25 protein-coding genes, 1 tRNA gene and 1 riboswitch are annotated in these 25704 nt (G+C 69.5%); of the genes, 11 read left to right on the top strand and 15 right to left on the bottom strand.

Annotation, left to right across the window (positions count from 1 at the left end):
* Positions 1 to 45: 45 nt before the first annotated feature.
* The gene (locus tag ACFY5A_RS00130) at positions 46 to 492 is read left to right on the top strand and encodes an ATP-binding cassette domain-containing protein (RefSeq protein WP_387231116.1); all 447 of its coding nucleotides are present in this window, start codon (positions 46 to 48) and stop codon (positions 490 to 492) included.
* A gap of 1 nt (position 493) precedes the next feature.
* Here ACFY5A_RS00130 and ACFY5A_RS00125 read toward each other — a convergent pair whose 3' ends face one another.
* The 8 genes from ACFY5A_RS00125 to idi are packed head-to-tail and all read right to left on the bottom strand — an operon-like array spanning position 494 to position 8385.
* A complete protein-coding gene (locus ACFY5A_RS00125) occupies positions 494 to 2680 on the bottom strand; it encodes an MMPL family transporter (protein ID WP_387231114.1) in 2187 nt (728 codons plus the stop codon).
* A gap of 23 nt (positions 2681 to 2703) precedes the next feature.
* Positions 2704 to 3594 carry a prenyltransferase gene (locus ACFY5A_RS00120; protein ID WP_387231112.1) on the bottom strand — a complete coding sequence of 297 codons (891 nt, stop codon included), beginning with the start codon at positions 3592 to 3594 and terminating at the stop codon, positions 2704 to 2706.
* Positions 3591 to 3923, bottom strand: a complete 333-nt coding sequence (locus ACFY5A_RS00115) for a lycopene cyclase domain-containing protein (protein ID WP_387231110.1) — start codon at positions 3921 to 3923, stop codon at positions 3591 to 3593. Before ACFY5A_RS00115 ends, ACFY5A_RS00120 begins: the two co-directional genes overlap by 4 nt.
* A complete protein-coding gene (locus ACFY5A_RS00110) occupies positions 3920 to 4267 on the bottom strand; it encodes a lycopene cyclase domain-containing protein (RefSeq protein ID WP_341941561.1) in 348 nt (115 codons plus the stop codon). The genes ACFY5A_RS00115 and ACFY5A_RS00110 overlap by 4 nt, the downstream gene beginning before the upstream one ends.
* Entirely contained in the window at positions 4264 to 5859 is a 1596-nt protein-coding gene (gene crtI / locus ACFY5A_RS00105) for a phytoene desaturase family protein (RefSeq protein WP_387231108.1), read from the bottom strand. The genes ACFY5A_RS00110 and crtI overlap by 4 nt, the downstream gene beginning before the upstream one ends.
* A complete protein-coding gene (locus ACFY5A_RS00100) occupies positions 5856 to 6767 on the bottom strand; it encodes a phytoene/squalene synthase family protein (protein WP_387231106.1) in 912 nt (303 codons plus the stop codon). Before ACFY5A_RS00100 ends, crtI begins: the two co-directional genes overlap by 4 nt.
* Positions 6764 to 7849 carry a polyprenyl synthetase family protein gene (locus ACFY5A_RS00095; protein WP_387231104.1) on the bottom strand — a complete coding sequence of 362 codons (1086 nt, stop codon included), beginning with the start codon at positions 7847 to 7849 and terminating at the stop codon, positions 6764 to 6766. Before ACFY5A_RS00095 ends, ACFY5A_RS00100 begins: the two co-directional genes overlap by 4 nt.
* Positions 7846 to 8385 carry an isopentenyl-diphosphate Delta-isomerase gene (gene idi / locus ACFY5A_RS00090; protein WP_387231102.1) on the bottom strand — a complete coding sequence of 180 codons (540 nt, stop codon included), beginning with the start codon at positions 8383 to 8385 and terminating at the stop codon, positions 7846 to 7848. The genes ACFY5A_RS00095 and idi overlap by 4 nt, the downstream gene beginning before the upstream one ends.
* Positions 8386 to 8456: 71 nt before the next feature.
* Here idi and ACFY5A_RS00085 point away from each other — a divergent pair, with 71 nt between their 5' ends.
* Positions 8457 to 9131: a MarR family winged helix-turn-helix transcriptional regulator gene (locus ACFY5A_RS00085; protein WP_387231100.1), complete on the top strand. Its 675-nt coding sequence runs from the start codon at positions 8457 to 8459 to the stop codon at positions 9129 to 9131.
* 1 nt (position 9132) lies between these two features.
* Here the strand turns inward: ACFY5A_RS00085 and ACFY5A_RS00080 are convergent, their stop codons facing one another.
* The 4 genes from ACFY5A_RS00080 to ACFY5A_RS00065 all read right to left on the bottom strand — a co-directional run bounded on the left by ACFY5A_RS00080 (position 9133) and on the right by ACFY5A_RS00065 (position 11456).
* Entirely contained in the window at positions 9133 to 9480 is a 348-nt protein-coding gene (locus ACFY5A_RS00080; RefSeq protein ID WP_105675677.1) for an Lsr2 family protein, read from the bottom strand.
* Between the two features lie 40 nt (positions 9481 to 9520).
* Positions 9521 to 9847 (bottom strand): multidrug efflux SMR transporter, encoded by a 327-nt coding sequence (locus ACFY5A_RS00075; RefSeq protein WP_105675679.1) that lies wholly within the window; start codon positions 9845 to 9847, stop codon positions 9521 to 9523.
* A 10-nt stretch (positions 9848 to 9857) separates the two neighbouring features.
* A riboswitch (guanidine-III (ykkC-III) riboswitch) is annotated at positions 9858 to 9925 on the bottom strand.
* Positions 9926 to 9963: 38 nt separating this feature from the next.
* Positions 9964 to 10800, bottom strand: a complete 837-nt coding sequence (locus ACFY5A_RS00070; protein WP_387235856.1) for a LuxR C-terminal-related transcriptional regulator — start codon at positions 10798 to 10800, stop codon at positions 9964 to 9966.
* Between the two features lie 137 nt (positions 10801 to 10937).
* Positions 10938 to 11456: a methylated-DNA--[protein]-cysteine S-methyltransferase gene (locus tag ACFY5A_RS00065; protein ID WP_387231098.1), complete on the bottom strand. Its 519-nt coding sequence runs from the start codon at positions 11454 to 11456 to the stop codon at positions 10938 to 10940.
* Positions 11457 to 11646: 190 nt separating this feature from the next.
* Here ACFY5A_RS00065 and ACFY5A_RS00060 point away from each other — a divergent pair, with 190 nt between their 5' ends.
* Both ACFY5A_RS00060 and ACFY5A_RS00055 read left to right on the top strand, forming a co-directional pair.
* Positions 11647 to 15366, top strand: coding sequence for an AAA family ATPase (locus ACFY5A_RS00060; RefSeq protein WP_387231096.1), 3720 nt, complete (start codon positions 11647 to 11649; stop codon positions 15364 to 15366).
* Entirely contained in the window at positions 15359 to 15550 is a 192-nt protein-coding gene (locus ACFY5A_RS00055; RefSeq protein ID WP_341941571.1) for a hypothetical protein, read from the top strand. The genes ACFY5A_RS00060 and ACFY5A_RS00055 overlap by 8 nt, the downstream gene beginning before the upstream one ends.
* Before the next feature lie 115 nt (positions 15551 to 15665).
* Here the strand turns inward: ACFY5A_RS00055 and mscL are convergent, their stop codons facing one another.
* The 3 genes from mscL to ACFY5A_RS00040 are packed head-to-tail and all read right to left on the bottom strand — an operon-like array spanning position 15666 to position 16986.
* Positions 15666 to 16073, bottom strand: coding sequence for a large conductance mechanosensitive channel protein MscL (gene mscL, locus ACFY5A_RS00050; RefSeq protein WP_341941572.1), 408 nt, complete (start codon positions 16071 to 16073; stop codon positions 15666 to 15668).
* A gap of 28 nt (positions 16074 to 16101) precedes the next feature.
* Positions 16102 to 16374, bottom strand: coding sequence for an FmdB family zinc ribbon protein (locus ACFY5A_RS00045; RefSeq protein ID WP_105675689.1), 273 nt, complete (start codon positions 16372 to 16374; stop codon positions 16102 to 16104).
* A gap of 15 nt (positions 16375 to 16389) precedes the next feature.
* Complete coding sequence (locus ACFY5A_RS00040; protein ID WP_105675691.1) at positions 16390 to 16986, bottom strand: 5-formyltetrahydrofolate cyclo-ligase; 597 nt, start codon at positions 16984 to 16986, stop codon at positions 16390 to 16392.
* Between the two features lie 41 nt (positions 16987 to 17027).
* On the opposite strand from ACFY5A_RS00040, the gene galU reads away from it, so the two are divergent.
* The 7 genes from galU to ACFY5A_RS00005 all read left to right on the top strand — a co-directional run bounded on the left by galU (position 17028) and on the right by ACFY5A_RS00005 (position 25241).
* Positions 17028 to 17915, top strand: a complete 888-nt coding sequence (gene galU / locus ACFY5A_RS00035) for a UTP--glucose-1-phosphate uridylyltransferase GalU (protein ID WP_387231093.1) — start codon at positions 17028 to 17030, stop codon at positions 17913 to 17915.
* Positions 17916 to 17941: 26 nt separating this feature from the next.
* On the top strand, positions 17942 to 18571 hold the full coding sequence (locus ACFY5A_RS00030; RefSeq protein WP_387231091.1) for a GNAT family N-acetyltransferase: 630 nt from the start codon (positions 17942 to 17944) through the stop codon (positions 18569 to 18571).
* A gap of 73 nt (positions 18572 to 18644) precedes the next feature.
* Positions 18645 to 19496: a hypothetical protein gene (locus tag ACFY5A_RS00025; protein WP_387231089.1), complete on the top strand. Its 852-nt coding sequence runs from the start codon at positions 18645 to 18647 to the stop codon at positions 19494 to 19496.
* Between the two features lie 50 nt (positions 19497 to 19546).
* Positions 19547 to 19619, top strand: a tRNA-Ala gene (locus ACFY5A_RS00020).
* A 240-nt stretch (positions 19620 to 19859) separates the two neighbouring features.
* Positions 19860 to 20573: a GntR family transcriptional regulator gene (locus ACFY5A_RS00015; RefSeq protein WP_341941576.1), complete on the top strand. Its 714-nt coding sequence runs from the start codon at positions 19860 to 19862 to the stop codon at positions 20571 to 20573.
* A gap of 151 nt (positions 20574 to 20724) precedes the next feature.
* The gene (locus ACFY5A_RS00010) at positions 20725 to 23850 is read left to right on the top strand and encodes a LamG-like jellyroll fold domain-containing protein (protein WP_387231087.1); all 3126 of its coding nucleotides are present in this window, start codon (positions 20725 to 20727) and stop codon (positions 23848 to 23850) included.
* On the top strand, positions 23847 to 25241 hold the full coding sequence (locus ACFY5A_RS00005) for a HupE/UreJ family protein (protein WP_387231085.1): 1395 nt from the start codon (positions 23847 to 23849) through the stop codon (positions 25239 to 25241). Before ACFY5A_RS00010 ends, ACFY5A_RS00005 begins: the two co-directional genes overlap by 4 nt.
* Positions 25242 to 25704: the final 463 nt, after the last annotated feature.

The raw sequence follows: 25704 nt of genomic DNA, 5'->3' as shown, positions 1-25704 counted from the left end.
CCGGGTTCACCGGCACGATCGAGAAGATGATGCGCTGGGCGCCGAGTGACGCCGAGCGCGCGCGCCTACGAGCTCATCGCGCTGGTCGGCCTCGACGACCGTGTGGACGCCGAGTGGCCCACGATGTCGCAGGGCGAGCGCGGACGATCGCTCATCGCGCGCGCCCTCGCGGCGTCGCCCGCCCTGCTCCTGCTCGACGAGCCCACCACGGGGCTCGACGTCGCGGCGCGGGAGCAGCTGCTGGAGACGGTCGACGACCTCTCCCGCAGCGAGCCGGAGGTCGCATCGGTCCTGGTCACCCATCACCTCGAGGAGCTCCCGGAGAGCACGACGCACGCCATGGTGATCGCAGACGGCCGTGTACTGGCCGCCGGCGCCACCGCCGACGTCGTCACCTCCGAGACGATCAGCGAGGCGTTCCGGCATCCGATCGACGTCGCTCACGACGAAGGGCGCTGGAGCGCCAGGGCGCGCAAGCGCCTCGTCGTCTGATTCAGTCCTGCCCCCTGCGCCACAGGGCAGACGGCCACCAGATGCGTCGGCCGATGTCGTACGCCAGGGCGGGGACCAGCAGGGAGCGGACGACGAAGGTGTCGAGCAGGACGCCGAAGGCGACGATGAACGCCAGCTGCACGAGGAACAGGATCGGGATCACGGAGAGCGCGGCGAAGGTCGCCGCCAGCACGAGTCCCGCCGAGGTGATCACGCCTCCCGTGATCGAGAGTCCTCGGAGGATGCCGTCGCGGGTGCCGTGCCGTCGGGACTCCTCGCGGACCCTCGTCATCAGGAAGATGTTGTAGTCGATGCCGAGGGCGACGAGGAAGACGAATCCGAAGAGCGGAACGGCGGGGTCGGCGCCGGGGAAGCGGAAGATCCCGTCGAAGACCAGCGCGGAGACGCCGAGGGCGGTGCCGAACGAGAGCACGGTGGTGAGGATGAGCAGCACCGGAGCGAGTATCGACCGCAGCAGCAGCATGAGGATCAGCATGATCACCACGAGCACCACCGGGATGATCAGGTTGCGATCGTGGATCGAGGCGTCATTCGTGTCCACCGACGTCGCAGTGACGCCTCCGACGAGGGCGCCGAGCGGATCGAGCTCGGTGCGCAGATCGCGCACCGTGGATGCCGCGGCATCCGAATCGGCCGCGTCGGTGAGCGTCGCCTGAAGGAGGACATCCCCGTCCACCAGCGTCGGCGAGGGGATCGGCGTCCCCGGCGCGCCGACGGCTCCGATGCCGTCTGCGGTGACCGGCGCCGTCGCGCTCGGCGAGTCGGCCGCGGTCACCGAGACACCGTCGATGCCGTCGTTCGCGAGCAGTGCATCGGCGGCATCCTGCAGGCGATCCTCCGGCACGACCACGTAGACGGGGCTGCCGGAGCCGCCGGGGAAGTGCTCGCCGAGGGCGGACTGGCCGTCCCGCGCCTCGGACGACCCCAGCACCAGGTCGGACTGCGGCACACCGGTGGCGTTCAACTGCGTGAGGCCTGCGGCGCCGATGAGCAGCAGCGCGGTCGTCGCGATCCAGATCGTACGGGGGCGCCGGCTGATCATCCGTGCGACGCCGGCCCAGAGGCCTGTCGTGGGGCGGCCGCCCTCGGCGGCGACGGCCTCGGGGTCGAACACGGGGCGGCGCGGCCAGAAGACGGCGCGACCGCACAGCATGAGCAGGGCGGGCAGCAGGGTCAGAGCGGCGAGCATGGCGAACACGATGCCGATGGCGGCGACCGGTCCGAGAGTGCTGTTGGACTTCAGGTCGCTGAGCAACAGGCACAGGAGTCCGGCGATCACGGTGCCGCCGGAGGCGACGATCGGCTCGAACGATCCCTTCCACGCCGCGGCGAGGGCGGCGCCCTTGTCGTGGGTGCCCCGAAGCTCCTCGCGGAATCGGGAGACCAGGAGCAGGGCGTAGTCGGTCGCCGCGCCGATGACGAGGATGAACAGGATGCCCTGGGTCTGACCGCTCAGCAGCAGCACGCCGGTCTTCGCGAGCCACCACACCACGAGGAGCGCCACGCAGAGGGCGAACAGGCTGGTCGACAGCACGACCACGGGGAGAAGCAGAGAGCGGTACACGAGCACGAGGATGACCAGCACGGCCAGCAGAGCGACGCCGAGGAGGAGGCCGTCGATGCCGGCGAAGCCCGCGACGAGATCAGCGCTGAAGCCCGCGGGGCCGGTGATGTAGACGGTCACGCCCTCCGGAGCCGCCGAACGGAGGTGATCGGCGAGCGCGGACACGGCGTCGCCGAGTTCCGCGTCGCTGCTGATCGGGATGAAGGCCTGGGCCGCCTTCCCGTCATCGGAGGTCAGCGCGGGCGACACCTCGTCGGCGACGCCCTCCACCTCGGTCGCCGAGCTCACGGCATCCGAGATCGCCGTCACGTCTCCGTCGGACAGCGTGCCGTCGGCGACGAACACGGCGATCGCCGGGATCGAGTCACTGTCGGTGAACTCGCCGAGCAGCTTCTGCACCTGGGTGGCATCGGCGGATTCGGGGAGGTACGCGGTGCGGTCGTTCGACGAGACCTCATCGATCTTGCCGAACAGCGGGCCGCCGAGTCCCGCGCCCGCGAGCCACACGAGGATCAGCGCTGCGGGGAGGATGGCGCGCAGCCAGGCGCGGTGCCGAGGGCGCGCGCGGCGCGCGGTGTCGGGGGCGCGGTCTGGTCGGGACATCGGGTTCCTCTCGGGAGGGGCGGTCAGGAGTTCCAGGCGAGGATGAGGATCATCGTCGCGAGGAATCCGGCTATGTAGTTCATGACGATGAATCGACGCCACGCCGTGTTGGTGCGTGCGGAGGTCTCATCCGTCACGCTCCACCAGGGCAGGGCGTTGACGATGTAGGGGAGGGCGAGCACGGCGCCGAGGGGCGCCGGCCAGTGGGTGAAGAGCATGGCGATGCCCGCGACGAACCACAGGATCACCGCCATCCGCACAGTGGCGCGCGCGCCGATCACGGTCGCGATCGACGAGATGCCGGCCGAGCGATCAGGGCCGACGTCCTGCACGGCGCCGAAGGCGTGGGCGGCGGCGCCCCAGAGGAAGAACGCGAGCAGCACGAGCACCGTGTCGAGGGTGATGTCGGCGCCCGCGAGGGTGAGACCGACCACGGCGGGGGAGACGAAGTGGATGCTGGAGGTCGCCGAGTCGAGGAAGGGGCGCTCCTTGAACCGCAGCCCCGGAGCGGAGTAGGCGATGACGGCGAACACGCTCACACCCAGAGCGATCCACGACACGGGCGATCCGACGACGGCGAGCCAGATCAGGAACGGGAGGTTCGTGACGACAGCGGCCCAGAGCGTCCAGCGGTGCAGCCGAGGCGGCAGCAGCGCCCCCTCGATTCCCCCCTTGCGAGGGTTCGCGAGATCGGAGGCGTAGTCGAAGACGTCGTTGATGCCGTACATGGCGAGGTTGTACGGGATGAGGAAGTACACGAAGCCCACGATCGCCGTCGCGTCGAGCTCTCTCGTCGTGAGCAGGTACGCGGCGCCGAAGGGGAAGGCGGTGTTGATCCAGCTCACCGGCCGCGATGACAGCAGCACCAGAGCGGCGTCGCGCACCGCGGAACGGGGGGATGCCGGGGCGGTCATGCGCTCTCCTCCTCGGCTCGCGCCCGACGGCCCCGCAGGAACTCCCACAGCGTGGGGAGCAGAAGCGCGCCGGCGAGCGGATACGCGAAGTCCTCGACGGGGGCGAGACCCACGCTCACGCCGAGGAGCTGCGCCGCGTCGTAGTGGAAGAGCCCCGCCCCGATCATGAGGTTGTCGAAGGCGGCCGTGAGGACGAAGAGGACGAGCGCCGTCAGAGCCATCGCGCCGACGCGGGCGCGGCGACGCCTCCCGGAGAGGAGGGTGAGCAGCGCGGCCAGCGCGGCGGCGATGCCGACGAACCAGAGCGCGAGTGACAGGTATGCGGTCATGACGGCTCCTCTCCTCGCGTGCTGCGCGCCCGGCGGGAGAGGATCCGTGCGGCGCCCGTGTACGCGATCATGATGCACTGCACGAGGAAGAGGAGGAACACCGGCTCCTCGATCGGCATCTCCGGGGCGAGCACCAGGCCGGTCGCGATCGTCGCGTCGCCGCGCAGGAAGAGGCCCGTCGCGATCCCGGCTGCGTCCCAGGCGAGGAAGAACGCCGCGCCGACGACCGTCACGACGAGCGCGGACAGCGGATCGCGCCAGAAGAACAGCCGATAGCGCCGGTCCACCAAGACGAGGCATCCCGCCGACACGAGGAGTGCGCCGAGGTAGATCAGGCCCGTCATCGCCCGGCCTCCCGGGAGGCGGCGACCGGGGCCGTCGCCAGCGGCCCGCTGGATCGGTCGCCCCTGACCCGCTTGAGGACGATCTCCGCGCTGATCAGGCACATCGGCACTCCGACGCCGGGTGACGTCGTGGCGCCGGCGTAGAAGAGGCCGCGGACGCGACGCGACGCGTTCCCCGCGCGGAACATCGCACTCTGCGAGAGCGTATGCGCGGGCCCGAGCATCCCTCCGCGCCAGGAGTGGAAGTCGTCGCGGAAGTCGGCGGGTCCCGTCGTCTCGCGCACCACGATGCGCTCGCGCAGGTCGTCGATTCCCGCCCAGGTGGCGACCAGGTCGATGGCGGCATCCGCGGCCCGTTCGACCGCGGCGGAGCCGGTGCCGTCCGGTCCGCCGTGCCCGATCTCGACGTCCGCGGGGACGGGCACCAGGATGAAGAGGTTCTCGTGCCCCTCCGGCGCGACCTCGACGTCCGTCGCGCTCGGCCGGCAGACGTACACGGATGCCGGAGAGGGGATCGAGGGGTGCGGGCCGAAGATCGCATCGAAGTTGGTATCCCAGTCGTCCGTGAAGAAGAGCGAGTGATGGGGGAGCTGAGGCAGTGCGCCGCTCACGCCCAGCATCACGAGCACCGCACCGGGGCCGCTCGTGCGGCGCTGCCACCATCGCTCGGGATAGGAACGCAGCGCCGGGGGCAGCAGACGGGTCTCGGTGTGGTGCAGATCGGCGGTCGAGACGACGACATCAGCGCGCTCGACGTGCTGCGCACCGTGCTCGTCGACCCACTGCACGCCGGTGGCTCTGGCGCCCCGGCGCTCGCCGGAGGTGAGGATCGCCGTGACCTCCGCGCCCGTGCGCGTCTCCGCACCCGCGCCGGATGCCAGCGCGGCGATCCTCTCGGCGACACGGTGGAACCCGCCCTGCGGGTAGAGCACGCCGTCGTCGAGATCGAGGGCGCTCATCAGGTGGTACATCGCCGGCGCGGTTCGGGGGTCGGTTCCGAGGAACACCGCCGGATACCCGAGGATCTGCCGCAGCACCGGATGCCGGAAGCGACGCGCCGCGAACGACTGGAGCCGGGTCAGCAGGAGGGGGACCAGGCGCGGCGCCGCGCGGAGCACCTCGGGGTGCGTCATCCAGGAGGCGCCCGTGAAGGGGTTGTAGAGGAAGTGCTTCTCCGCCATCGCCCCCGCGTGCACGGCGGAGTCGAGGTAGGAGCTCAGGGCCGCCCCCGCGCCGGGCTCCATGGTCTCGAACAGGTGCATGGTCGCGGCGCGGCCCGCGGTGACGGTCACCGCGCCCTCCGGGTGCGTCACAGGGTCCGTGAACACGCGATACGCGGGGTCCAGGGCGACGAGGTCGAGTTGCTCCGCGCTGCTCGTCCCCATCATCCGGAAGAAGTGCTCGAACACCTGCGGCATGAGATACCACGACGGGCCGGTGTCGAAGCGGAAGCCGTCGCGTTCCAGCGATCCGGCGCGGCCGCCGAGAGCGCCGTTCTTCTCGAGGATCAGAACCTCATGCCCGTCCTTGGCGAGCAGCGCCGCGGTGGCGAGTCCGGCGACACCCGCGCCGATGACGACGATGCGGCTCACGAGGCGCGCTCCAGACGGGTACGCAGCGTCGCACGGACCGCGAGCCAGATCTTGAGCGCATCGGGGACCCGCACGCGGCGCCGGTACAGCTCGACCGTCGGCGTCGTCGCCACCCGGTCCGCGAGCGCGGCGAACAGGTCATGGGCGCTTCGAACGGCGGAGCGGCAGTCTCGGGGCAGCAGCGGCATCACCGCGCGGGCGTCGGCGAGCTGCGCGCGCACCGTGGCGACCCACCTGTCGCGGTCCGCGTCCGTCAGCCGGCGCTCTCCTGCGAGGTAGCCGCGGTGAAGGCGAGCGGTGTCGTCGGCGAGGTCCCGCAGGAAGTTGACGTTCTGGAACGCGGCGCCGAGCTGCCGTGCGCCGTGCTCGAGTGCCGCGAGCTCCTGCTCCGTCCGCGACTCCGCCCGGAGGAAGATCCGCAGGCACATCAACCCCACGACCTCCGCGGAGCCGTACACGTAGCGTTCGTGAGCCCCCGCGTCGTAGGCGACCAGTGCATCGGAGCCGGAGTCGGCGGCGATGTCAGCGGCCATCGACTCGAAGAACGGCCGGGTGAGATCCTCGCCGATGCCGGACGCCCGCGCGGTGCGGGCGAAGGCATGGAGCACGAGGTTGGTGCTGTAGCCGTCGCGCAGGGCGCGGTGGGTCTCGTCGACGTAGGACGACAGCGCGGCGCGCTGCCCCTCGGCATCGAGCCCCGCCTCCGCGGCGACCCCGTCGACGATCTCATCCGCCACGCGCACCATGGCGTACACGTTGCGCACGTGCCGACGGTGGCGCGTGCCGAGGAGCCGCGTCGCCAGGCCGAACGACGAGGAGTACGCCGTGATGACGTCGGCGGACGTCGCCTCCGCCGCTCGGGTGAACCTGTCGAGGGAGCTCACCTCGACGGCGCCGCCGCGGGTCATGACCGTCTCCCCTCGACGCGGTCGACGAGGCGTGCGACGCGATCGACCGCGGTCGGCGGCAGCGCTCCCGACCGCTCCGCAGTCGACAGGAGCGCGCGAGCCGTCGCGATCTCCTCGTCCACCAGCTGCTGCACGAACGCCTCGGCGCCGCAGGCGCGGAGGAGTTCGCGCACGTCCGCCTCCTCGCCCGGCTGAAGATCGGGGGAGCCGAAGAGCGGAGCGATGCGCGGCCACGTGCTCGTCGTGCGCGCGAAGGCGATGATCGCGGTCACCTTGCCCTCGCGGAGGTCGGAGCGCGGGTCCTTGCCGTGCTCGGCCGCCTCTCCGAAGACCGAGAGCAGATCGTCCTGCAGCTGATACGCCAGACCGAGGGGGCGACCGATGTCGACGAGTGCGGCCTCGGCATCCTCCGACGCGCCGGCCAGGATGGCGCCGCAGCGCAGGGGGAGCTCGAAGGAGTACGCCGCCGTCTTGTCGGCCGTCATCGCGAGGATGGTCTCGAGGTCCGGCGGGATGATCCCGTCGGCGAGGCCGACGTCGCGGTGCTCGCCCGCGACGGTCTCGGTGACGGTGCGGTCGATCACGTCCAGCAGGCGGTCCCGCACGCGGGAGGCGAGGTCGGCTCTGGCCGCGCCGAGGAGAGCGGATGCGAGGAGCAGGTCCCCCATCAGGAGAGCGCTGCTCCGGGCCCAGTGCAGTCGTGCCTCTTCGTCGATCCGCGGGTGCGCCTCGGTGCTGAGCGCGCCGATGAGGTTGGTCGTTCCGCGCCGGAGGACGTCGCCGTCGATGATGTCGTCGTGCAGGAGGAACGCGAAGTGGATCTGCTCGACCAGCGCGGCGATCTCCAGCACGGTCGGCGGCAGCGGATCGGACTCGGCGTCATCGGAGAGCGCGTGATGGATCTCGACGAGGAGCCGTGGGCGCAGCAGCTTTCCGCCCACCGCCTTCTCGGCGGCGAGCTCCCACAGGCGGGAGAACTCCGGTCCGTAGCGTCGGGCATCGGGCATGCGCTGGTCGAGCTGGCGGCGCAGCGCCTCTTCGATGGGGATCCGGAGGTCGGCCCCCAGGGCGAGGGCGTTCATGAGGCGCCGATCGGCCGGAGCAGCGGAAGGCGGCCGAGCTGCGGCAGCTGCTCCCGCAGCCACGGGCTGAAGGCGAACGGCGCCGACGCGACGGCAGTCGTGAGAGCAGCGGGATCCACCCATGCCCATTCCATGACCTCGGCCGGATCCGGGGACACGGTGCCGTCGATCGTCGCGACATGCACGGGGCAGATCTCGTTCTCGACGATGCCGCTCGCGTCGACCGCACGGTAGCGGTACTCGGGCAGAGCGAGATCGACGGTGGAGAGTCCGATCCCGAGCTCGGCGAGAGCGTGTCGGTGCACGGCATCCGACATGTCCTCCTGTGGTTGGGGGTGACCGCAGAAGCTGTTGGTCCACACGCCGGGCCACGTGCGCTTGGTGAGGGCGCGCCGGGTGACGAGGAGGTGGCCCGCATCGTCGAAGACGTAGCAGGAGAAGGCCAGGTGGAGAGGAGTGTCGGTGCTGTGCACGCTCTCCTTCGGCATCGTGCCGATGGGGGAGCCGTCTTCAGCGAGAAGCGTGACCTCGACCATCGTCCTCCTCATTTCGCTAGCTTGGCTAATAGTAAACTTAGCATGAAGTAATTCGTGTGTAACATGATCGCATGGACACCGGACCTGATGCCAGCCCGTTGACCGGGGGCACGACGGAGCACGGTCCCTCCGCCGAGCGGACGTCTCCCGACGGTCTGACGCACGCCGCCATCTACGACGTGGAGGCCAGCGATCCGCGCAGCGCCCTGATCGATCGCACCGGGGTGTCTCCGGAGGATCTCCGGCAGATCGCCGTACTCATGGGTGCGCTGGGCGACCTCCGCGATGCCGAGCAGAAGCTCTCGCTCGCGTCTCGGCGCTTCATGCGACTCAATGAGACCGACATGCGCGCGCTGCACTACCTCATCGTGTGCGCGAACAGGGGAGTCATCGCGACCCCCTCAGGCATCGCCGGGCACCTCGGCATCTCGACCGCGTCGACGACGAAGCTGCTCGACAGGCTGGAGAAGAGCGGGCACATCGTGCGCGCGCCGCATCCGACGGATCGGCGGGCGCTGGCGATATCGATCACGGCGGAGACCCGCCATGCGGCCATGGAGACCGTGGGTCGGCAGCAGTCCAAGCGGTTCTATGCGGCCGCGCGATTGTCGGCCGCTGAGCGCGACGTCGTGATCCGCTTCCTCGTCGACATGACCGACGAGATCACCCTCAGGGATGAGCCCTGGGCGCAGAAAGGCGCCGAGGAGCCCTCCCGAGATCGGGGAGACTCCTCGGCGCCTGTGTGACTCAGTGAGCCGCGTTGTAGGCCTCGATGACAGGAGCGGGGATGCGACCGCGCTCGGAGAGGGTGTAGCCGTTGTCGTTCGCCCAGGCGCGGATGGCCGCGACCTCGGGGTTGCGCGCGGGGCGCTTGCGGGGAGCGGCAGCGCGAGACGGCGCTCCCGATGAACCCGCACGGCGCCCGGCGGAGATGTACGGAGCGAATGCCTTGCGCAATTCTTCTGCGTGCTCGGCATTCACGTCGATCTCGTATGCGGCTCCATTCAGGGAGAAGTGGATTGTCTCGCCTTCTCCGACTTCCAGGACGCTTCCGTCGATGTCATCGACCAGCTGATGCACAATTCTTTTCGCCATGGAATTGACACTACAACCTGACGGCTAATTGCACCAAGGATTATTCGTGGCCGGGGTCGATCAGTTTCAGACCGACAATGCAGCCCACGAGACCCAGGAGAAGGAGAATGCGGATCCAGGAGATCTCGCTGTCTCCGGTGATCATCGCCCAGACCACGGTCAGCGTCGCGCCGATTCCCACCCATACCGCATAGGCGGTGCCGGTGGCGATCTCCCGCATGGCGAATGCGAGACCGAACATCGACAATGCGAGTCCGCCGAGGAAGATCACGCTCGGCCAGAGTTTTGTCAATCCTTCTGATTTACCCAGGGCGGTCGCCCATACGGCTTCGAGGATGCCGGAGGCGACAAGAATGATCCACGACATGATGGTCCTTTCGGACCAGTCTTTTCGCTCACCGGGTACTGGTCTGCCTCGTCCGGGGCCGAGGTTCATCGGCCAGGACCCACCGTAGCAACAGGCGCTGGGCAGGGCCTGTGCAGTCAGGGGAGCAGGCCGGCACGCCGCGCTCTCGCCACGGCGGCGTGGCGGGTGGAGGCGTCGAGCTTCGACATCGCGGAGCCGAGATAGGCCTTCACGGTGCTTTCGCGCAGACCCAGTTGCGTCGCGATCTCCGCATTGGTGGCCCCGAGTGCCGCGCAGGCGAGAACGTCCGTCTCGCGCCGGGAGAGGTGGACGGTCGGAACGGGGCCGGTCGCGGTCGGGAGCGCATCTCCCGCGAGGGCGACGAGGCGGCTCTCCACTCCGGCGATCCGCGCCCGCAGGTCGGCGTCGTCGATCGATGCGGCGATGCTGCGCAGTTCGGCGAAGCTCTCGCGGAGCTCCTCGCGCTGCGACGGGGCGACGGCATCCGATCCCTGTGCCGCGCGCAGGCGTCGATCGACCTCGTCGCGGATCCTCAGCTCGTCTGCGACGGACTGGGCCACCTGCATCGCGGGGGCCGTGGTGACGCCGCCCACCGGGGTCTCGTCCCAGGCGCCGGCGTAGAGCACGCCGCGCGGGCGACCGCTGACCACGATCGGCAGGGCGAGCAGCGTGCGGATGCCCTCGCCGAGCACGAAACCGTCGTAGTCGTGCGTGATCTGCTGCGAGGAGCCGTAGTCGCTGGTCATGCGCGGACGCTGCTCCATCATCGCCCGTCCGCCGAGCCCTCGCTCCGGGCGGACCCGGAGGCCGTCCAGGCTGTGGGTCCGGTTGCCGACGATGCTCGTCACGCGGACGACGCCTTCTTCGACCAGGCCTCCGAAGGCGACGGGGAAGCGCGTGCGCGTGGCGAGCTCTCTCACCGCGCGGGCGACGAGCTCGGCCTCGGATTCCATTCCGGACGGAGTACTCACGACCACCTGCTTCCGGGGTGACGGCGTCGTGCCCCATTTCGTAGCGACGACGTTACCACCGGGCCGTCGTGGGCACGCGGGTCCGGCGGCCTACTCGCCGGACCCGCGTCGTCTTTCCGCTATCCCCTCCGCGATTCGAGGTCGAGCAGATAGCGCTTCCGCTCGGGGTGCGCCCCGTAGTGACCGGGGGTCCCGTCGGAGCGCACCACCCGGTGCACGGGGACGATGATCGAGAACGGTGTGAGCCGGCACGCCGTTCCCACGGCGCGTGCCGCACCCGGATGCCCTGCCAGCGCGGCGACCTCGCCGTAGCTGAGGGTCTCGCCCCACTCGATCGTGCAGATCGTCTGGAGGGCTTTGAGGGCGAAGCCGTCTGCGAGGCGCCAGTCGAGTCGGAGGTGTTCGTCGAACCGGACGGGTTCGCCGTCGAAGTAGTCCTCCAGCAGATGGGCGAGCTCGTCGGCGGCGCCGGGGTCGGGCTCCGGCACGGAGCGGAGCCTGCGGGCGACGCCCTCGAGGAGCCAGGGGACCGTCGGGTCGTCGGACTCGGACAGGTCGAACTGGACGATCCCCTCGTCGGAGAACACCGCGAGTGCATCACCGAACGGTGTGGGAGCGAAGTCGTAGCGGTACGTCATGAGCCCATACTGACGGGCGACGCCGACCCTGCACGGCACGAGACCCGGGATCGGGGGAGAACCCGTCCACGCCCGGCAGGCGTGGACGAGGAGTGGAAAGAGGGAGCGGGGCGGCCGTTCAGCGGCGGAAATCCGGTGAAACCCGCCCGGGATACCGGCGCCGTGGCGTGTCGCGCTTAGGGTGTGAGGTGTGTGGCGACGTGATGGCAAGGCTGCGGAAGAAGCGGCAACGGACGCCGCAGTGACCCTCGGAGAGCTGGGCGACGGCGCCACGGGCGTCGGTGTGGCCCATGCGGCCGAGGCCGAGCGCACCCGGCTCCGCGCAGAGGCCGCCGATCTCGGCGGGCCCTCGCCCCTGGTGTCCTTCCGCGACACCGTCGAATCGGGCATCGACATCTCCAAGGCGCACCCCGGCAGCCTTCCCCAGTTCATCACCGGCAAGTCGACGCTTCTCTCCAACCTCTTCCGCGACGAGGTCGGCCTGCGCACGGCCCGCCTCGCCGCCGAGCGGATCACCGCCAAGAACACCGAGCTGCGCACCGTCCGCGGCATCGAGGCCGTGCATCTCGCGGTCGGCGTCGCGGGATGGCGCATCGGCGGCGTCGACTTCGCGGCGCCCGTGCTGCTGCGCCCGCTCGCCATCCGCCGACACCACTCGGACTTCGAGCTCAAGCTGCAGGGCGCGTTCGAGGTGAACCCCGAGCTCATCCGCATCGCGCGCGAGCACTTCGGCATCACGATCGACGCGGCGGCGCTCGCGGCGCTCGCCTACGACGGCGGCATCTTCAAACCGCAGCCGGTGATCGACAGCCTCCGGGCGACGACGCGCTCGATCGACACCTTCTCCGTCCAGCCCCGTCTGCTGGTGTCGACCTTCGCAGACGTGAGCGGGGCCATGACGCGCGACGCCCGCTCCCTCGATCACGTCGTGCTCAACGCCCTCGCAGGTCATGTCGCAGACCGCGAGCAGGTCACGGCGCGGCGCCCCGATCCGCGGTACACCGGACCGGACGACCGCGCCCCGGCATCCGACAATCTGCTCCTCGACGCGGACGCGGAGCAGGAGGCCGTGCTCACGCGGATCGCCGCGGGCCACTCGCTGACCGTCGCCACGCTCCCCGGCACAGGCGGCACGCAGACCGTGATCAACGCTCTCGGAGAGCTGGTGCGTGCGGGCAAGCGCGTCCTCGTGGTGTCTGCTCGACGCTCGACCCTCGACGGCGTGCGTCATCGGCTCGCCGTGATTGGGCTCGACAGCCTCGCCGTGTCGACGGCGGGAGTCCGCCGGGATCTCGTGCGGGCGATCGGCAGGAACGAGAAGGCCGCGGCGCCGAAGGTCAGCGACGTCGACGACGCCCTGGTGCGCCTGCGCACGGTCCTGCGCGACTATCGCAAGGCGCTGACCTCCGAGGTCCACGGGACGGGAGCATCGGTCCTCGATGCGACCAGGCACCTCACGGCGCTCGCCTCGCTCCCGCAGCCGCCGTCCACCACCGCTCGGCTGAGCGCGGAGACGCTGCGCCGCCTGGCCGGAGACCGCACGGCGGCGGCGGAGTCCCTCGCGCAGGCCGCGCGGCTCGGCGAGTTCCGCTTCGGACCCGACGACTCGCCCTGGTACGGCGTCACGTTCACGAGCACGGATGCCGCGCGATCCGCACACGAGCTCGCCGCACGGCTGCACTCGACGAGCGTTCCCGCCCTGCTCGAGCGCGGCTACGCGCTGATCGCGCAGACCCATATGAGGCCCTTCTCGACGATCGACGAGCTGGGGGAGTACCTGCGGCTGCTCCAGGGCATCCGCGACTCGCTCGACCGCTTCAGCCCCACCGTCTTCGAGCGTCCGCTGGGCGAGCTGATCCAGGCCCACGGCTCCCGACGCGATGCGCCGGGCATGTCCGGCGCCAACCGCCGACGGCTCCGCAAGCTCGCCAAGGAGTACGTGCGCCCCGGTGTGCACGTGACCGAGATGCACGAGGCTCTCCTGCGGATCCAGACGCAGCGCACGCAGTGGCAGCGCTGCGTCGAGGCGGGCGTTGCTCCGGAGATCCCCCTCGGTCTCGCCGACGTCTACGTCTCGTGGCAGCGGGTGCAGGCCGAGCTCGCAGAGCTCGACGCCGCCCTCGGTCGCCGCGAGCCTCTCGCCTCGATCCCGGTCGCGCGACTGGTGCGCACGCTCGCCGGACTCGCCGCGAAGTCCGACGTCTTCGACAACCTCGTCGAGCGGGCGCAGCTGCGCGACAGCCTGGCCGAGCTCGGCCTCGGCCCCCTGCTCGCCGAGCTGTCCGTCCGCCATGTGTCCGAGGCGCGCGTCGGTGACGAGCTCGAGTTCGCCTGGTGGCAGTCCCTGCTCGAGCGGGCGCTGCAGGACGACCGCGCGCTCCTCGGGGCCAACACGGCGGTCGTCGACAGGCTGGAGCGCGACTTCCGACTGGTCGACGAGGCGCACGCGGCGGCCGCGGGTCCTCTGCTGGCGTGGCAGCTGGCGAACCAGTGGAAGATCGCCATCGTCGACGAGCCGCAGGAGTCGCAGCATCTTCGCCGCGCCCTGAAGCAGCCGGGAACGACGACCGCGGAGATCGTGAGCTCCGCTCCGAGCCTCGTGAACGTGCTCGCCCCCGTGTGGATCTCGTCGCCGTATCTCGTGCCCGAGATCCCGGACTCCGTCGAGTTCGACACCGTGCTGCTGGTGGATGCCGCCGCCGTGAACCTCGCGGAGGCGACCCCGGCGATCCGCCGTGCACGCCAGGTCGTGGCATTCGGCGACCCGGTGACGCAGAAGCCCAAGCCGTTCCACGTCGCCGTCGATCCCGCCTCCGATTGGGAGGCCGAGGTGCCGTTCGACGAGGTCTCGGTGTTCGAGCGCCTCTCCGAGGTGCTGCCGGTGATGACGCTGACCCGCAGCTATCGCGCGGGCGGCGAGGATCTGGTCGAGCTCATCAACGACGCCTTCTACGGCGGCGAGATCGTGTCGCTGCCCTGGGCGGGGTCGTACCTCGGTCGCGGCAGCCTCACCGTCGACTACGTCGAGGGCGGCACCGGCGCCCCCGATCCGATCTCCGGAGCCGTCGAGAGCCCCGAGGCCGAGGTCGCCCGGGTCGTCACCCTGGTCGTCGAGCACGCCGTGCACCGGCCGGAGGAATCGCTCATGGTCGTCACCGCGAGCGCTCGCCACGCCGAGCGCGTGCGGGCCGCCGTGACGTCGGCGTTCGCCGGGCGCTCCGACGTGGCCGACTTCGTGGGTCGCGACACGGCAGAGCCCTTCGCCGTCCTCACGCTCGAGGAGTCCGTGGCCGAGAGCCGCGACCGGGTGATCTTCTCGCTCGGATTCGGCCTGACCAAGCACGGCCGCGTCCTCAGCGACTTCGGCGACCTCTCGACCCCCGACGGAGAGAGGCTGCTCACGGTCGGGATGACGAGAGCCCGCCGCTCGATGGTGATCGTCTCGTCCATCCGTCCGTCCGCCTTCGACGACGGGCGACTGGAGCACGGCGCGGCCACGCTCATGTCGACGCTCGGCAATCTCGCCGCGCGCGGCAGGGAGGCCCGCCTCGAGGATCTCGCTGATCCGCTCACGCTGGCTCTCGCCAGGGAGCTGCGCCGCCTCGGCGCCTCCGTCGACGTCGACTACCGCGGTCTGCTGCCGCTCGTCGCGCAGCACAACGGCAAGGCCGTGGTCATCGAGTCCGACCCCGAATCGCGGGGGGAGTCGCTGCGGGAGACGCTGCGGCTGCGTCCGCACGTGCTTCGGCGGCTCGGCTGGCACTACGTGCGGGTGCACGCCTTCGATCTGTACAGTGACCCGGTGACGGCGGCGACCCGCATCGCCGGAGTGCTCGGCATCTCGGCATCCGCGCCTCGTGCTGACAACGACACGCAGCCGCTCGACGTCGACGACGCGCGAGATGACTGACGACCGCCCCCAGCGCGTCGTGCGGGTCCCCGGCTCGCGCCGCGCTCGGCTGACCCCGGTGCCCGGCACCGACCCGTCGCCGGAGACGGGGGCCGCCGACGAGGAGCGCCCGCCGCCGCCGGCATCCGCAGGGAAGGGCCCCAACGATCAGCAGCTGCTGCGCGACGTTCCGCCGCATTACTGAATCGCGAACATGCCGCAGCCCTGTGGAATCGCAGGAGTGACTCAACCCCGCAGGGCGGATGCAGCAGAACGCCCGGCTCCTCGAGGGAGGAGCCGGGCGTTCTTGCGTAGACGGGTCAGGCCCCGCGCTGCTGCTTCAGCAGGTCGCGGATCTCGGCGAGGAGCTCGCCTTCGGTGGCCTGCGCGGCCTCTTCGGCGATGGGGTTCTTTGCGGCCTTGCGCGCCTTGTACGCGTTCATCGGCAGCACGAACGCGAAGTACACGACCAGCGCGACGGCGAAGAAGCTGATGACCGCGGTGATGAGGTCGCCCAGAGGGAAGGTGACGGGCTGACCGTAGATGCCGTGGATGGTCGGCCCGAACTTGCCCGCCTTGTCGGCCTCGAAGAACAAGGCAACGAGCGGGTTGATGACGCTGGCGACGACCGCGTTGACGATCGCGGTGAACGCGCCGCCGATGACGACAGCGACGGCCAGGTCGATGACATTACCTTTGAGAATGAACTCTTTGAATCCCTGGATCACAGAAACTCCCCCAAACGGATCGAGGACCTCAGGATGAGGCCGGAGTCGACGCAGGGGCCTTTTTGGCTCCCGTCGAGGATTCCGTCTTCGATGATGCCGAAGCATCCCCAGAACTGACGGATTTGCTGCGCGAGTCCGTGCGATAGAAGCCTGAGCCGTTGAACGTCACGCCGATCGAGCCGTACTGCTTGCGCAGGGCGCCGCCGCACTCGGGACAGATGGTGAGGGCGTCCTCGGCGAAGCTCTGGACGGCGTCGAAGCGGTGTCCGCACGATGTGCAGGCGTAGGCATAGGTGGGCATGTCGTTCCTCTGAGGTCAGCGTCGCGTCTGCGACAGGATCAGGGTCTGCGTCGGCGTCACGACGCCGGTCACCGGCTGGTCGTGGATCTCGCGAGGCAGCGAGTCGAGTATCTCGGAATCATAGATGACCGCGTAGACGGGCGGGCACTTCTCCATCGAGCCGATGGTCTTGTCGAAGTACCCGCGCCCCCATCCCATGCGCATGCCGCTGCGGTCGACGGCCGCCGCGGGGATGATCATCAGGTCCACGTCGTTCACGGCCATGGGGCTCAGCACCTCGCCGGTCGGCTCCGGAAGGCCGAACAGGCCCTCGGCGACCTCGTCGTCGTCGGTGGCGACCGCCCAGTCGAGCAGACCGTCGGTTCGGGTGATGGGGAGCAGGACGCGGATGCCGCGCCGCACCGCCCGCGTGACGAAGTCCCGCGTGCCCGGTTCGGTCGTGGTCGAGAGGAAGCAGGAGATGGAGCGCGCGCCGAGGGAGTCCACGAGGTCGTCGAGCCTCTGGCCGATGGCGGATGCCGCGCTCTCGCGCTGCGCGGCGCTCAGGAGCTGGCGGCGTTCGCGGAGCTCGGCGCGCAGAGCCCGCTTGGCATGCTCGACGTCATTCGACATGGCTCAGAGTCTACGGGGATGCCCACCGCTAGGCTGGGGAGATGGGTGAGCACAAGATCAAGGCCGTCATTCCCGCAGCAGGATTGGGGACGCGATTCCTGCCTGCGACCAAGGCGATGCCGAAGGAGATGCTCCCCGTCGTCGACAAGCCGGCGATCCAGTACGTCGTCGAAGAGGCGGCGGATGCCGGCATCGACGACATCCTGGTCATCATCGGGCGCAACAAGAACGCGATCTCGAACCACTTCGACTCCGTGCCGGAGCTCGAGGTGAAGCTGATGGAGAAGGGCGACACCGGCCGCCTCGAGCGGGTGATGAAGTCGAGCGACCTCGCCGACATCCACTTCGTCCGCCAGGGAGAGCCGAAGGGACTCGGACACGCCGTGCTGCGGGCCAAGACCCACGTCGGCGACAGCTCCTTCGCCGTCCTCCTCGGCGACGATCTCATCGACGAGCGCGATCCGCTGCTCACCGAGATGATCGCCGAGCACGAGCGCTCCGGCGCCGCGGTCATCGCCCTCATGGAGGTCGACCCCGCCAGCATCCACATGTACGGCGCGGCAGCGGTGGAGGAGATCGAAGGGCAGGATGCCGTGCGCGTCACCGGCCTCGTCGAGAAGCCGGCGCAGGAGGACGCGCCGTCCAACCTCGCCGTGATCGGCCGCTACGTGCTGCCCGCGTCGATCTTCGAGATCCTCGAGCACACCGAGCCGGGCAAGGGCGGGGAGATCCAGCTCACCGATGCTCTGCAGGTGCTCGCGACCGACCCGAGCGGCCCCGGGGTCGTCGGAGTGATCTTCCGTGGTCGCCGCTACGACACGGGCGACCGCGTCGACTACATCAAGGCGATCGTGCAGCTGGCATCCGACCGTGATGACCTCGGGCCCGAGCTGCGACCGTGGCTGAAGGAGTTCGCGGAGCGCCTGTAGGCGACGCGGACGTCGGGAGTGCGCGGATGGATCTGTCGACGGGGATGCGGCACGGGCCGATCGAGCTGAGGCTGGTCCGCACGCGCGACGCGCGCGCCCTGCAGCATGAGCTGCTGGCCAACCGCTCCTGGCTCCAGCCGTGGGAGGCCACCGTCCCGTACGGATCCGTCTCGTTCGACATGCGGCTGAGCATCCGGCGTCTTCTCCAGCAGTATCGGGACGGGGCGGGATATCCCTTCGTCATGGAGTACGACGGCGAGATCGCCGGACAGCTCAACGTATGGGGCGTCGCGCGCGGCTCGCTGTGCTCGGCGACCATCGGGTACTGGGTGAGCGAGAGGTTCGCGGGCAGGAACATCACGCCGACGGCCGTGGCGCTCGCGACCGACGCGTGCTTCGTCGAGTACGGCCTGCACCGCATGGAGATCTGCATCCGTCCCGAGAACGCGGCGAGCCTGAGGGTCGTGCAGAAGCTCGGGTTCCGATACGAGGGGCTGCGGCGGCGCTTCATCCACATCGACGGGGACTGGCGCGACCACTATGCGTTCGCGCTGACCAAGGAGGACGTCCCCCAGGGGGTGCTGGCTCGCTGGATCAACGGCCAGGTGCCGCCGGATGCTGCCACCATCCCTCCCGCTGACCGCTTCGCCATCTGAATAGGCGATCCGATCGCGACACGCGCCCGCGCGGTGCGAGGCGCGCCGCCCTGTTCCCCGTACCGTTGTGGCTATGGATGGGCCGGTGCTGAGCGGGGGAGTGATCGTCCTCGTCGCTGTGCTCCTGTGGATGCTCTATCTGCTGCCTTCGTGGCGCGGTCGCTTCCAGTACAACGCGGCTGAGCGCAACGCCGTCCGCCTCAATCAGGCCCTGCGCGTCCTCGCCGAGACGAGTGAGACTCCGGGTGAGGTGCATCTCGAGCTGACGGCTCGGACCGCGCTCGCCCAGCAGAAGCTCGCCAAGAGGGTGCAGTCGGAGAAGGAGTCCGCCGAACTCGTTCTCCTGCGCGAGCAGCTCGCGGCGACGAAGGCCGACCCGGTCGTCCGGCAGGCGCGCGCCCGCCGCAGGCTGCGCCTCATCGCGACCTCGGCTCTGCTCATCGGTCTCACCGCAGCGGCGTTCGGCGTGTGGCAGCTCATCGCCGTGCAGGCGTCGGGGCTGTTGTGGGGCGGCGGAGCTCTCGTCGTTGTCGCGAGCGTGATGCTCCAGCGCATGTCTTCCGTGGCCGCTCGTGCGTCGCGACGGTCGGCGGCGCCGATCGCTGCGCCGGCAGCACCGCGCACGGCACCTCCACTCCACGATCAGGGTCCGGCCACGTGGACTCCGCGTCCGCTTCCCGAGCCTCTCGTCTCGAGGGCGGGCTCGCGCGCACAGGTCGCTCTGGCGCAGATCGATGCGCAGGAGGAACTGCGCAAGGCCGCGCGCATGGCCGAGCTCCGTGATCGCGCAGAGCAGATGGCTGCGTCCACGGCGCCGGTGCAGATGCCGGCGGCCTCCTCGCCGTACACGAGGATGGGCTTCGTGGATGATGCGGAGATCGAAGCGCACGTTCGTGACCTGCTCGCCCGCCGTGCGGCCGGGTGAGCCGGTCGGCGCAGACGTCTCCTTCAGCGTGATAACGTAGATGACGTCAAGGGCCTATGGCGCAGTTGGTAGCGCGCCTCGTTCGCATCGAGGAGGTCAGGGGTTCGAATCCCCTTAGGTCCACAGATGAAGGAAGCCCCCTCCGAGCGCAGCCCGGAGGGGGCTTCCTTCGTCTGTACGGCTGAGTGATTCGGGGAGGAGCCGGAGCGCAGCACCGGCGGCGGAACCTCCGAGGTCCACCGAGGCGGAATCTTTGAGCTCGACCGACGACGGAGTGCGAAGGTCCCTCCGCCTGACGGCGATAAGGTGAATCGTGTCGTCGAGACGGACCGAGCGACGGCAGGGCGCCGCCCTGACCTCGCGATGAGCACTGTGCTTCTGCGCCTGCGTGAGCGGATACTCACGGGCGAGTATCCTGTCGGCGGCGTGCTGCCGAGCGAGATGGAGCTGGCATCCGCTCACGGCGTCTCCCGTCGCACCGTGCGCACGGCTCTCGCGACGCTGGCGCGACAGGGACTCGTCGAGTCGAGGCGGGGTGCGGGCTGGTACGTGCAGCCCGGTCAGACGCAGGGATTCGACAGGATGCGGTCGTTCACACAGTGGGCGTACAGCCGTGGACGCGTCCCCGGCGGAAGGATCGTCGAGAGGACGCTCCGGCATCCGACACCGCGGGAGGCGAGGCTGCTCTCCATCGGCACGGAGGCGCAGGTGCTGTGCTTCGTCCGCGTGCGCACGCTCGACGGGCGCGCGGTGATGGTTGAACGGTCGACCTGGGCGCCGTGGGTGGTCGCAGCGATGGCCGAGGTCGAGGACGACGTCGTCTCCACGACCGCCGTGCTCGCCGACGCGGGAATCGTGGTCTCGTCCGGGAACCACCGCATCGAGGCGGTTCCTGCCGCGACGATGGATGCCTCTCTCCTCGGCGTGCGGAGATCGAGTCCCGTGCTTCAGGTGCGCCGCGAGACCTTCGCTGCCAACGGCAGGCCCGTGGAGTGCGCCGAAGACCGATACGCGCCCTACACGATCTCGTTCGAGGCGCAGGCGTTCGGCTCTGCCGCCCTGCCCGGCGGAGACTGACGGTCGGCGCCCGCTGTGCGCACCGGGCCGCTGGATTCCCCTCCGACGGGGACGTCGACATCGTCGCTTCGCGCCCCGTTCACCGGGATGTCACCTTCAGAGAGTCGATTGGGCGCTGTCCGATTCGCTTCTCGTCTCTGTGAGGATCCCCGTGTCTCGCTACAGGCCCCCCGTTCCCGACCTTCCCCGCCGCCGTGCACGTGCTGTCGTGCCCGTGACCGCCATCGCGCTCGCGGCGTGCGTGGCGGCGACCACCTTCCCCCTCGCCGCGAGTGCCTCGCCCGTGGCGGCCGTGTCGTCCCGCGTCGCATCGACGATCGACGGGCAGGAGACTCCGCGCCCCGCGGATGACGTGTCCGCGATCATCCGACTCGACGGCGAGGCTCCGACGTCCGGCCGCGTGGGTGCGGCCGTGACGCTCCCGACCGCCGCGGCCGTCGACGCGGACGGATCGGCTCTGGAGGTCGTGGTGAGCGTCGTCGATCCCACCGGCGTGGTGACGATGCTCATGGCACAGCAGACCGGCGGCTATCGGTTCGAGCCGTCGACGCCGGGGGACTACGACGTGTCCTACACCGTGACCGATGCGTCGGGAGGCGTCAGCTCCGAGACCCGGACGGTGTCGGTGGCGGGAGATCCCGAGACAGCGGCGTCGGCTGCGCCCGATGCGGAATCCGCCCGCGCATCTGCCGCAGGAGAGCCCGACGTGCGCTTCGCGGCGATCGGCGACATCCACGACAACTGGGGTGAGCTGTCCGAGGCCTACGACTTCTGGGGGCAGGAGGGGGTCGACTCGGCCCTGTTCGTGGGAGACCTCACCAACAGCGCCACCCCGGCGGAGTTCGACGGGCTCAAGCAGACCATCGACTCCAAGGCATCCCTCGGCATCCCCGCCATCGCCTCTCTCGGAAACCATGACGTCTCGGGCATCGCCTCGTACGACCTGTTCTCCCAGGCGACCGGCGGACAGAAGCCCAACGCCGACTACACCGTCAACGGCTACCACGTCATCACCGTCTCGCCCGGCAGCGGGACGCTCGATCCCGCCACGGGCAAGCCCTCCGCCGCAAACAGCGGCAACTACGCCTACGCCCAGTCATGGCTCCGCCAGCGGCTCGCCGCAGACACCGCGGAGGATCCCTCGAAGCCTGTGATGGTCCTGGTGCACCACCCGCTGCAGTGCACGCACTACGTGTCCAATGAGTGGTACGGCACGGGGCTGTCGAGCGGATGCGGCGACAGCCTCCAGTCGGTCTTCGACGACTTCCCTCAGGCCGTCGTGTGGGGCGGCCACATCCACACTCCGCAGAACATCCCGACGTCGATCTGGCAGGGCCAGGAGAATCGCGCCGGCGCCAAGTCCGACAAGGGATTCACGACCGTGAACGCGCCGCCGCTCGCCTACTACGAGTTCGAGTCCGGCGTCATCAACTCGAGCCCGACCAGCCGAGGAAACGACAGCACGCCCGATGACGCCGGAGACAATCGTCAGACAGCGATCGTGGAGATCACCGGAACGGTGGTGACGATCAAGAACTACGACCTGCTGTCCGACCAGTGGATCGATCAGACGTGGACCTGGGACGTGGCCGACTCCGTGGATACGGCGAAGAGCTACGACGAACGCTTCCCGTTCAACAACACCCGCCGCGCGAGCGAGTCCAGCGGACCTGTCTGGCCCGCCGGCGCAGCGTTGAACGTCGCAGACATCGCCGCGACGAAGGCGATGGTCTCGTTCCCGCAGGCGGTTCCGGCACCGAACACGGTCGGCGACATCGTCCACAAGTACCGCTACGCGACGGTGGACGTGCTGACGGGCGAGGAGGTGAACTCGTTCCTCCAGTGGTCGGGCTTCTACAACCTGCCCATGCCGGCCGATCGTCGTCACGAGGTGTGGAACCTCGAACCCCAGCGCGAGTACGAGGTGCGTGTGACCCCGATCAACGCGTGGGGCAAGCAGGGTGCCGCGCTCACCGCTCGGTTCACCACTCCGACAGGATCAGGTGGGGACGTGCCCTTCGATCCCAGTTCGCTGACCTATGACGATCTGAAGGCTCCCATCCCGTCGGCGGATCTGCTCGACGTCGGCTTCGCGGGTGGTGTCGCCACCGATTCCTCCCCGGCGGCCCGGCCGCTCAGCGTGGGCTCGGCGCTCACCATCGAGGCGGATGCGGAGTTCGGGTCGGAGGTCGCCATCGGCTCCGAGGGGGCGGAGTCCGCCGTGCGCACACCGCTCTGGTCGGATGCCGAATACGACCTGCTGCAGGACGGGTTCACCCTCGACGCGACCTTCCGCATCGACTCCATCGCCGGCGGGTATGTCGACGTCTTCGGCGGGATGCAGAGCGGAGGCATCGGCCTCGAGGCCGTCGGCACGGGTGAGAGCACATACCGTTTGGAGTTCTGGTACGCGACCCCTCGTCCGACGGTCGAACTGAAGTACGGTCAGTGGTATCACGTGACCGCCTGGTTCGACGGCCACGATGCGCGTCTCTACGTGAACGGCGCGAAGAAGATCGAGACGCAGGATGTCTCCTTCGCCGTGAAGCCGTCGACTCCGTCCGCGCGTTACATGGTGATCGGCGGAGACGCGAACGGCTCGGGTTCCCTGAACGATGCGACGATGAACGGACGCGTCGCAGGCGTGGAGTTGTACAGCGCGCCGCTCGCCGACAAGGACGTGTACCGGATCGCCACGCGCGAGCTGACAGCGCTCGACACGATGCCGCCGCTGGTTCGCGTCGCTCCGGAGCCCGACCCGGACGCCGTGGTGGGACGCGTCTACGCAGCTCCTCCGGCGGTCGCGGTCGACAACTCGGGTCGCGTGAACTCGACACTCGAGGTCACCGGGCCCGATGGGTCGCCGGTCCAGGTCGAACGCGCGGCTCCGGCCGCAGGCATTCTCGCGGCGGCGGCGCTGCCGGGCGGCGGCTACGCCTTCACTCCGGCGCTCCCCGGCGCCTACACGCTGAAGTACGTCGCGACCGATGCCGCGGCGCGTCAGAACCAGCAGACCTTCACGGTCACGGCCGTCGCGGCTCCCGATGGCGGCACGGATCCCGAGCAGCCGGGCGGCGGCGTCGATCCGGGCACGGGGAGCCCGAACCCCGGCGGAGGCACGGGATCCGCGGGTGCGAACGGCGCATCGGGAGGAGACGGTGCGCTGGCCGCGACGGGCGAGGCGTTGCCGACGCTCGCCATCGGCATCGCGGGGCTGCTGCTCGCCGCGGGGGCGGTTCTGATCCGACGCCGCGCAGTCTCGAGGATCCACGGATGAGCGGGTTCCGCGGACATCGACGCGAACGGCCGCGTGTCCGCGGTCTCGTCGCGGGGATGATCGCGCTCGCCGGAGTCGCCGTCAGCGTCATGCTGGCGGCGGCTCCGGCCGCGGCGCACAGCTACTCCGCGACCGTCTACGCGTCCGTGACCGAGCCGGAGCGCGGCGTGGTGCGCACGGTACTGGACGTCGAGTACGTCCTCCTCGCCACCGACGGTGCGCGGGCTATGGATGATGCGGCGTTCGAAGAAGAGGCATTCGCCGACGTGCAGGAGTCGGGCCGCGACCCCGACAAGCTCACGACGGCGGTTCTGGACCGGCACTCGGAGACAGTCGACGGCTACGTCCTCCCGCGCTTCTCGATCGCACCCGTCGGTGGATCGACGGCAGTGGCCTGTCCCAGTGCGGTGACGTCGCCGTACGAGATCGTGAGCCGTGACGGCGTGCCCCACGCGCGCATCGTCATCGAGGCCGACTGCTCGGATCGCGTGCCCGCGATGCCTGTCGCGTATGAGATCACGACGCGCCTGTTCCCCGGCACGGCGCCGGGCGGGATGACGACGACGATCGTCGACTACGACGTGCGCTCCGGGTCGGGAGTCGCCAACCTCGACACCGACACGCATCCGACCATGAGCACGACCACGGATTGGGGCTCCCGGATGGGGGAGTTCCTGGTGCTCGGTGCCGAACATCTGTTGCTGGGGCCCGATCACCTGCTTTTCCTCCTCGCCCTGATCGTCGGATCACGCCGCCTTCGTGACATCGTCCTCGCGGCGACCGCGTTCACGGTCGCGCACTCGGTGACATTCATCCTCGCCGCGCTGGGAGTGGTGAGTGTTCCGTCGTGGCTCGTCGAGCCGGCGATCGCTCTCTCGATCGCGGTCGTCGCGTTCTGGGAACTGCGTGGGGTGCGCTCAGCCAGGAAGACCGGACGGGAGAGAGGCGCGGGTGCCATGCACAGCATGCCTGCGACCGGATCCGTTGCCACGGAGCCCGCGCGCAGCGGGGGAGCGAGAACGGGCGTCGTGCTCAAGGAGAGGGCGACGGCCGAGGCGGTCACGACGCAGGGTGTACCTGTCCAGCGCGCAAGCGGCATCGGCCGAGACGACCTCGTCAGACTCGCGATCGTGTTCTCGTTCGGCCTCATGCACGGCGTGGGCTTTGCCGGCGCCCTCGGCATCGACCAACCGTTCTCGTGGTCGCTGCTCGGAGCACTGCTGGTGTTCAACGTCGGCATCGAGATGGCCCAGCTCCTGGTGATCGCCGTGGTGTTCCCGGTCTTCGTGCTGCTGCGCAGACGCGTGCCGTCGGTGGGCCTGTGGGTGGCAGGAGTCGTCGGGGTGATGGGTCTCTTCTGGTTCGTGGAGCGCATCATCGGGGCGGGGTGAGCGCCGCGGTGCTCCTCGCGCCATCGGGGAGCACCGCGGCGTCAGCGCGCGACACGCCCGGCGGACCGCCCTGATTTGCCGGAGGCCCGGGATCCACGTAAGTTATTACTCGTTCGCCCCACAGGGAAGCGGAGAGGCCGAGAGCCTTACCCCCCTCAAGCGGAGAACCACCCCCACACGATCAGCTCCTCGGAGAAGATCGCAGACATACTTCTGTCTGATGTGGGGCTCCGGATTCCGGATCGCGTCGATTTGACAGCGAAACGGAATCGGGTAAGCTAGTCGAGTTGCCTCGGCGCGGTAAGCGCCTGGCAATAACATCAGCTCCCGAGCTTCCGGCGTGTCGATTTGACAGCCTGAATTGCTCCGGTAAGATTGAGAAGTTGCCCTTCGGGCCTGGTTGTGATGACTGGGTCGGGGGAGCGTCCGATCCTTGAGAACTCAACAGCGTGCACTTGTCAAA

It is taken from the genome of Microbacterium sp. NPDC012755 (assembly GCF_042901325.1).
Lineage (GTDB): Bacteria > Actinomycetota > Actinomycetes > Actinomycetales > Microbacteriaceae > Microbacterium > Microbacterium natoriense.
This window is presented reverse-complemented; position numbering and strand designations above follow the sequence as displayed.

Bases quoted from the DNA above. Each gene is read 5' to 3' on its own strand.
- ACFY5A_RS00125 (WP_387231114.1), bottom strand. From the start codon at position 2,680: ATGTCCCGACCAGACCGCGCCCCCGACACCGCGCGCCGCGCGCGCCCT.
- ACFY5A_RS00120 (WP_387231112.1), bottom strand. From the start codon at position 3,594: ATGACCGCCCCGGCATCCCCCCGTTCCGCGGTGCGCGACGCCGCTCTG.
- ACFY5A_RS00115 (WP_387231110.1), bottom strand. From the start codon at position 3,923: ATGACCGCATACCTGTCACTCGCGCTCTGGTTCGTCGGCATCGCCGCC.
- ACFY5A_RS00110 (WP_341941561.1), bottom strand. From the start codon at position 4,267: ATGACGGGCCTGATCTACCTCGGCGCACTCCTCGTGTCGGCGGGATGC.
- ACFY5A_RS00100 (WP_387231106.1), bottom strand. From the start codon at position 6,767: ATGACCCGCGGCGGCGCCGTCGAGGTGAGCTCCCTCGACAGGTTCACC.
- ACFY5A_RS00095 (WP_387231104.1), bottom strand. From the start codon at position 7,849: ATGAACGCCCTCGCCCTGGGGGCCGACCTCCGGATCCCCATCGAAGAG.
- idi (WP_387231102.1), bottom strand. From the start codon at position 8,385: ATGGTCGAGGTCACGCTTCTCGCTGAAGACGGCTCCCCCATCGGCACG.
- ACFY5A_RS00085 (WP_387231100.1), top strand. From the start codon at position 8,457: ATGGACACCGGACCTGATGCCAGCCCGTTGACCGGGGGCACGACGGAG.
- ACFY5A_RS00080 (WP_105675677.1), bottom strand. From the start codon at position 9,480: ATGGCGAAAAGAATTGTGCATCAGCTGGTCGATGACATCGACGGAAGC.
- ACFY5A_RS00075 (WP_105675679.1), bottom strand. From the start codon at position 9,847: ATGTCGTGGATCATTCTTGTCGCCTCCGGCATCCTCGAAGCCGTATGG.
- ACFY5A_RS00070 (WP_387235856.1), bottom strand. From the start codon at position 10,800: ATGGAATCCGAGGCCGAGCTCGTCGCCCGCGCGGTGAGAGAGCTCGCC.
- ACFY5A_RS00065 (WP_387231098.1), bottom strand. From the start codon at position 11,456: ATGACGTACCGCTACGACTTCGCTCCCACACCGTTCGGTGATGCACTC.
- ACFY5A_RS00055 (WP_341941571.1), top strand. From the start codon at position 15,359: ATGACTGACGACCGCCCCCAGCGCGTCGTGCGGGTCCCCGGCTCGCGC.
- ACFY5A_RS00045 (WP_105675689.1), bottom strand. From the start codon at position 16,374: ATGCCCACCTATGCCTACGCCTGCACATCGTGCGGACACCGCTTCGAC.
- ACFY5A_RS00040 (WP_105675691.1), bottom strand. From the start codon at position 16,986: ATGTCGAATGACGTCGAGCATGCCAAGCGGGCTCTGCGCGCCGAGCTC.
- galU (WP_387231093.1), top strand. From the start codon at position 17,028: ATGGGTGAGCACAAGATCAAGGCCGTCATTCCCGCAGCAGGATTGGGG.
- ACFY5A_RS00030 (WP_387231091.1), top strand. From the start codon at position 17,942: ATGGATCTGTCGACGGGGATGCGGCACGGGCCGATCGAGCTGAGGCTG.
- ACFY5A_RS00025 (WP_387231089.1), top strand. From the start codon at position 18,645: ATGGATGGGCCGGTGCTGAGCGGGGGAGTGATCGTCCTCGTCGCTGTG.
- ACFY5A_RS00015 (WP_341941576.1), top strand. From the start codon at position 19,860: ATGAGCACTGTGCTTCTGCGCCTGCGTGAGCGGATACTCACGGGCGAG.
- ACFY5A_RS00005 (WP_387231085.1), top strand. From the start codon at position 23,847: ATGAGCGGGTTCCGCGGACATCGACGCGAACGGCCGCGTGTCCGCGGT.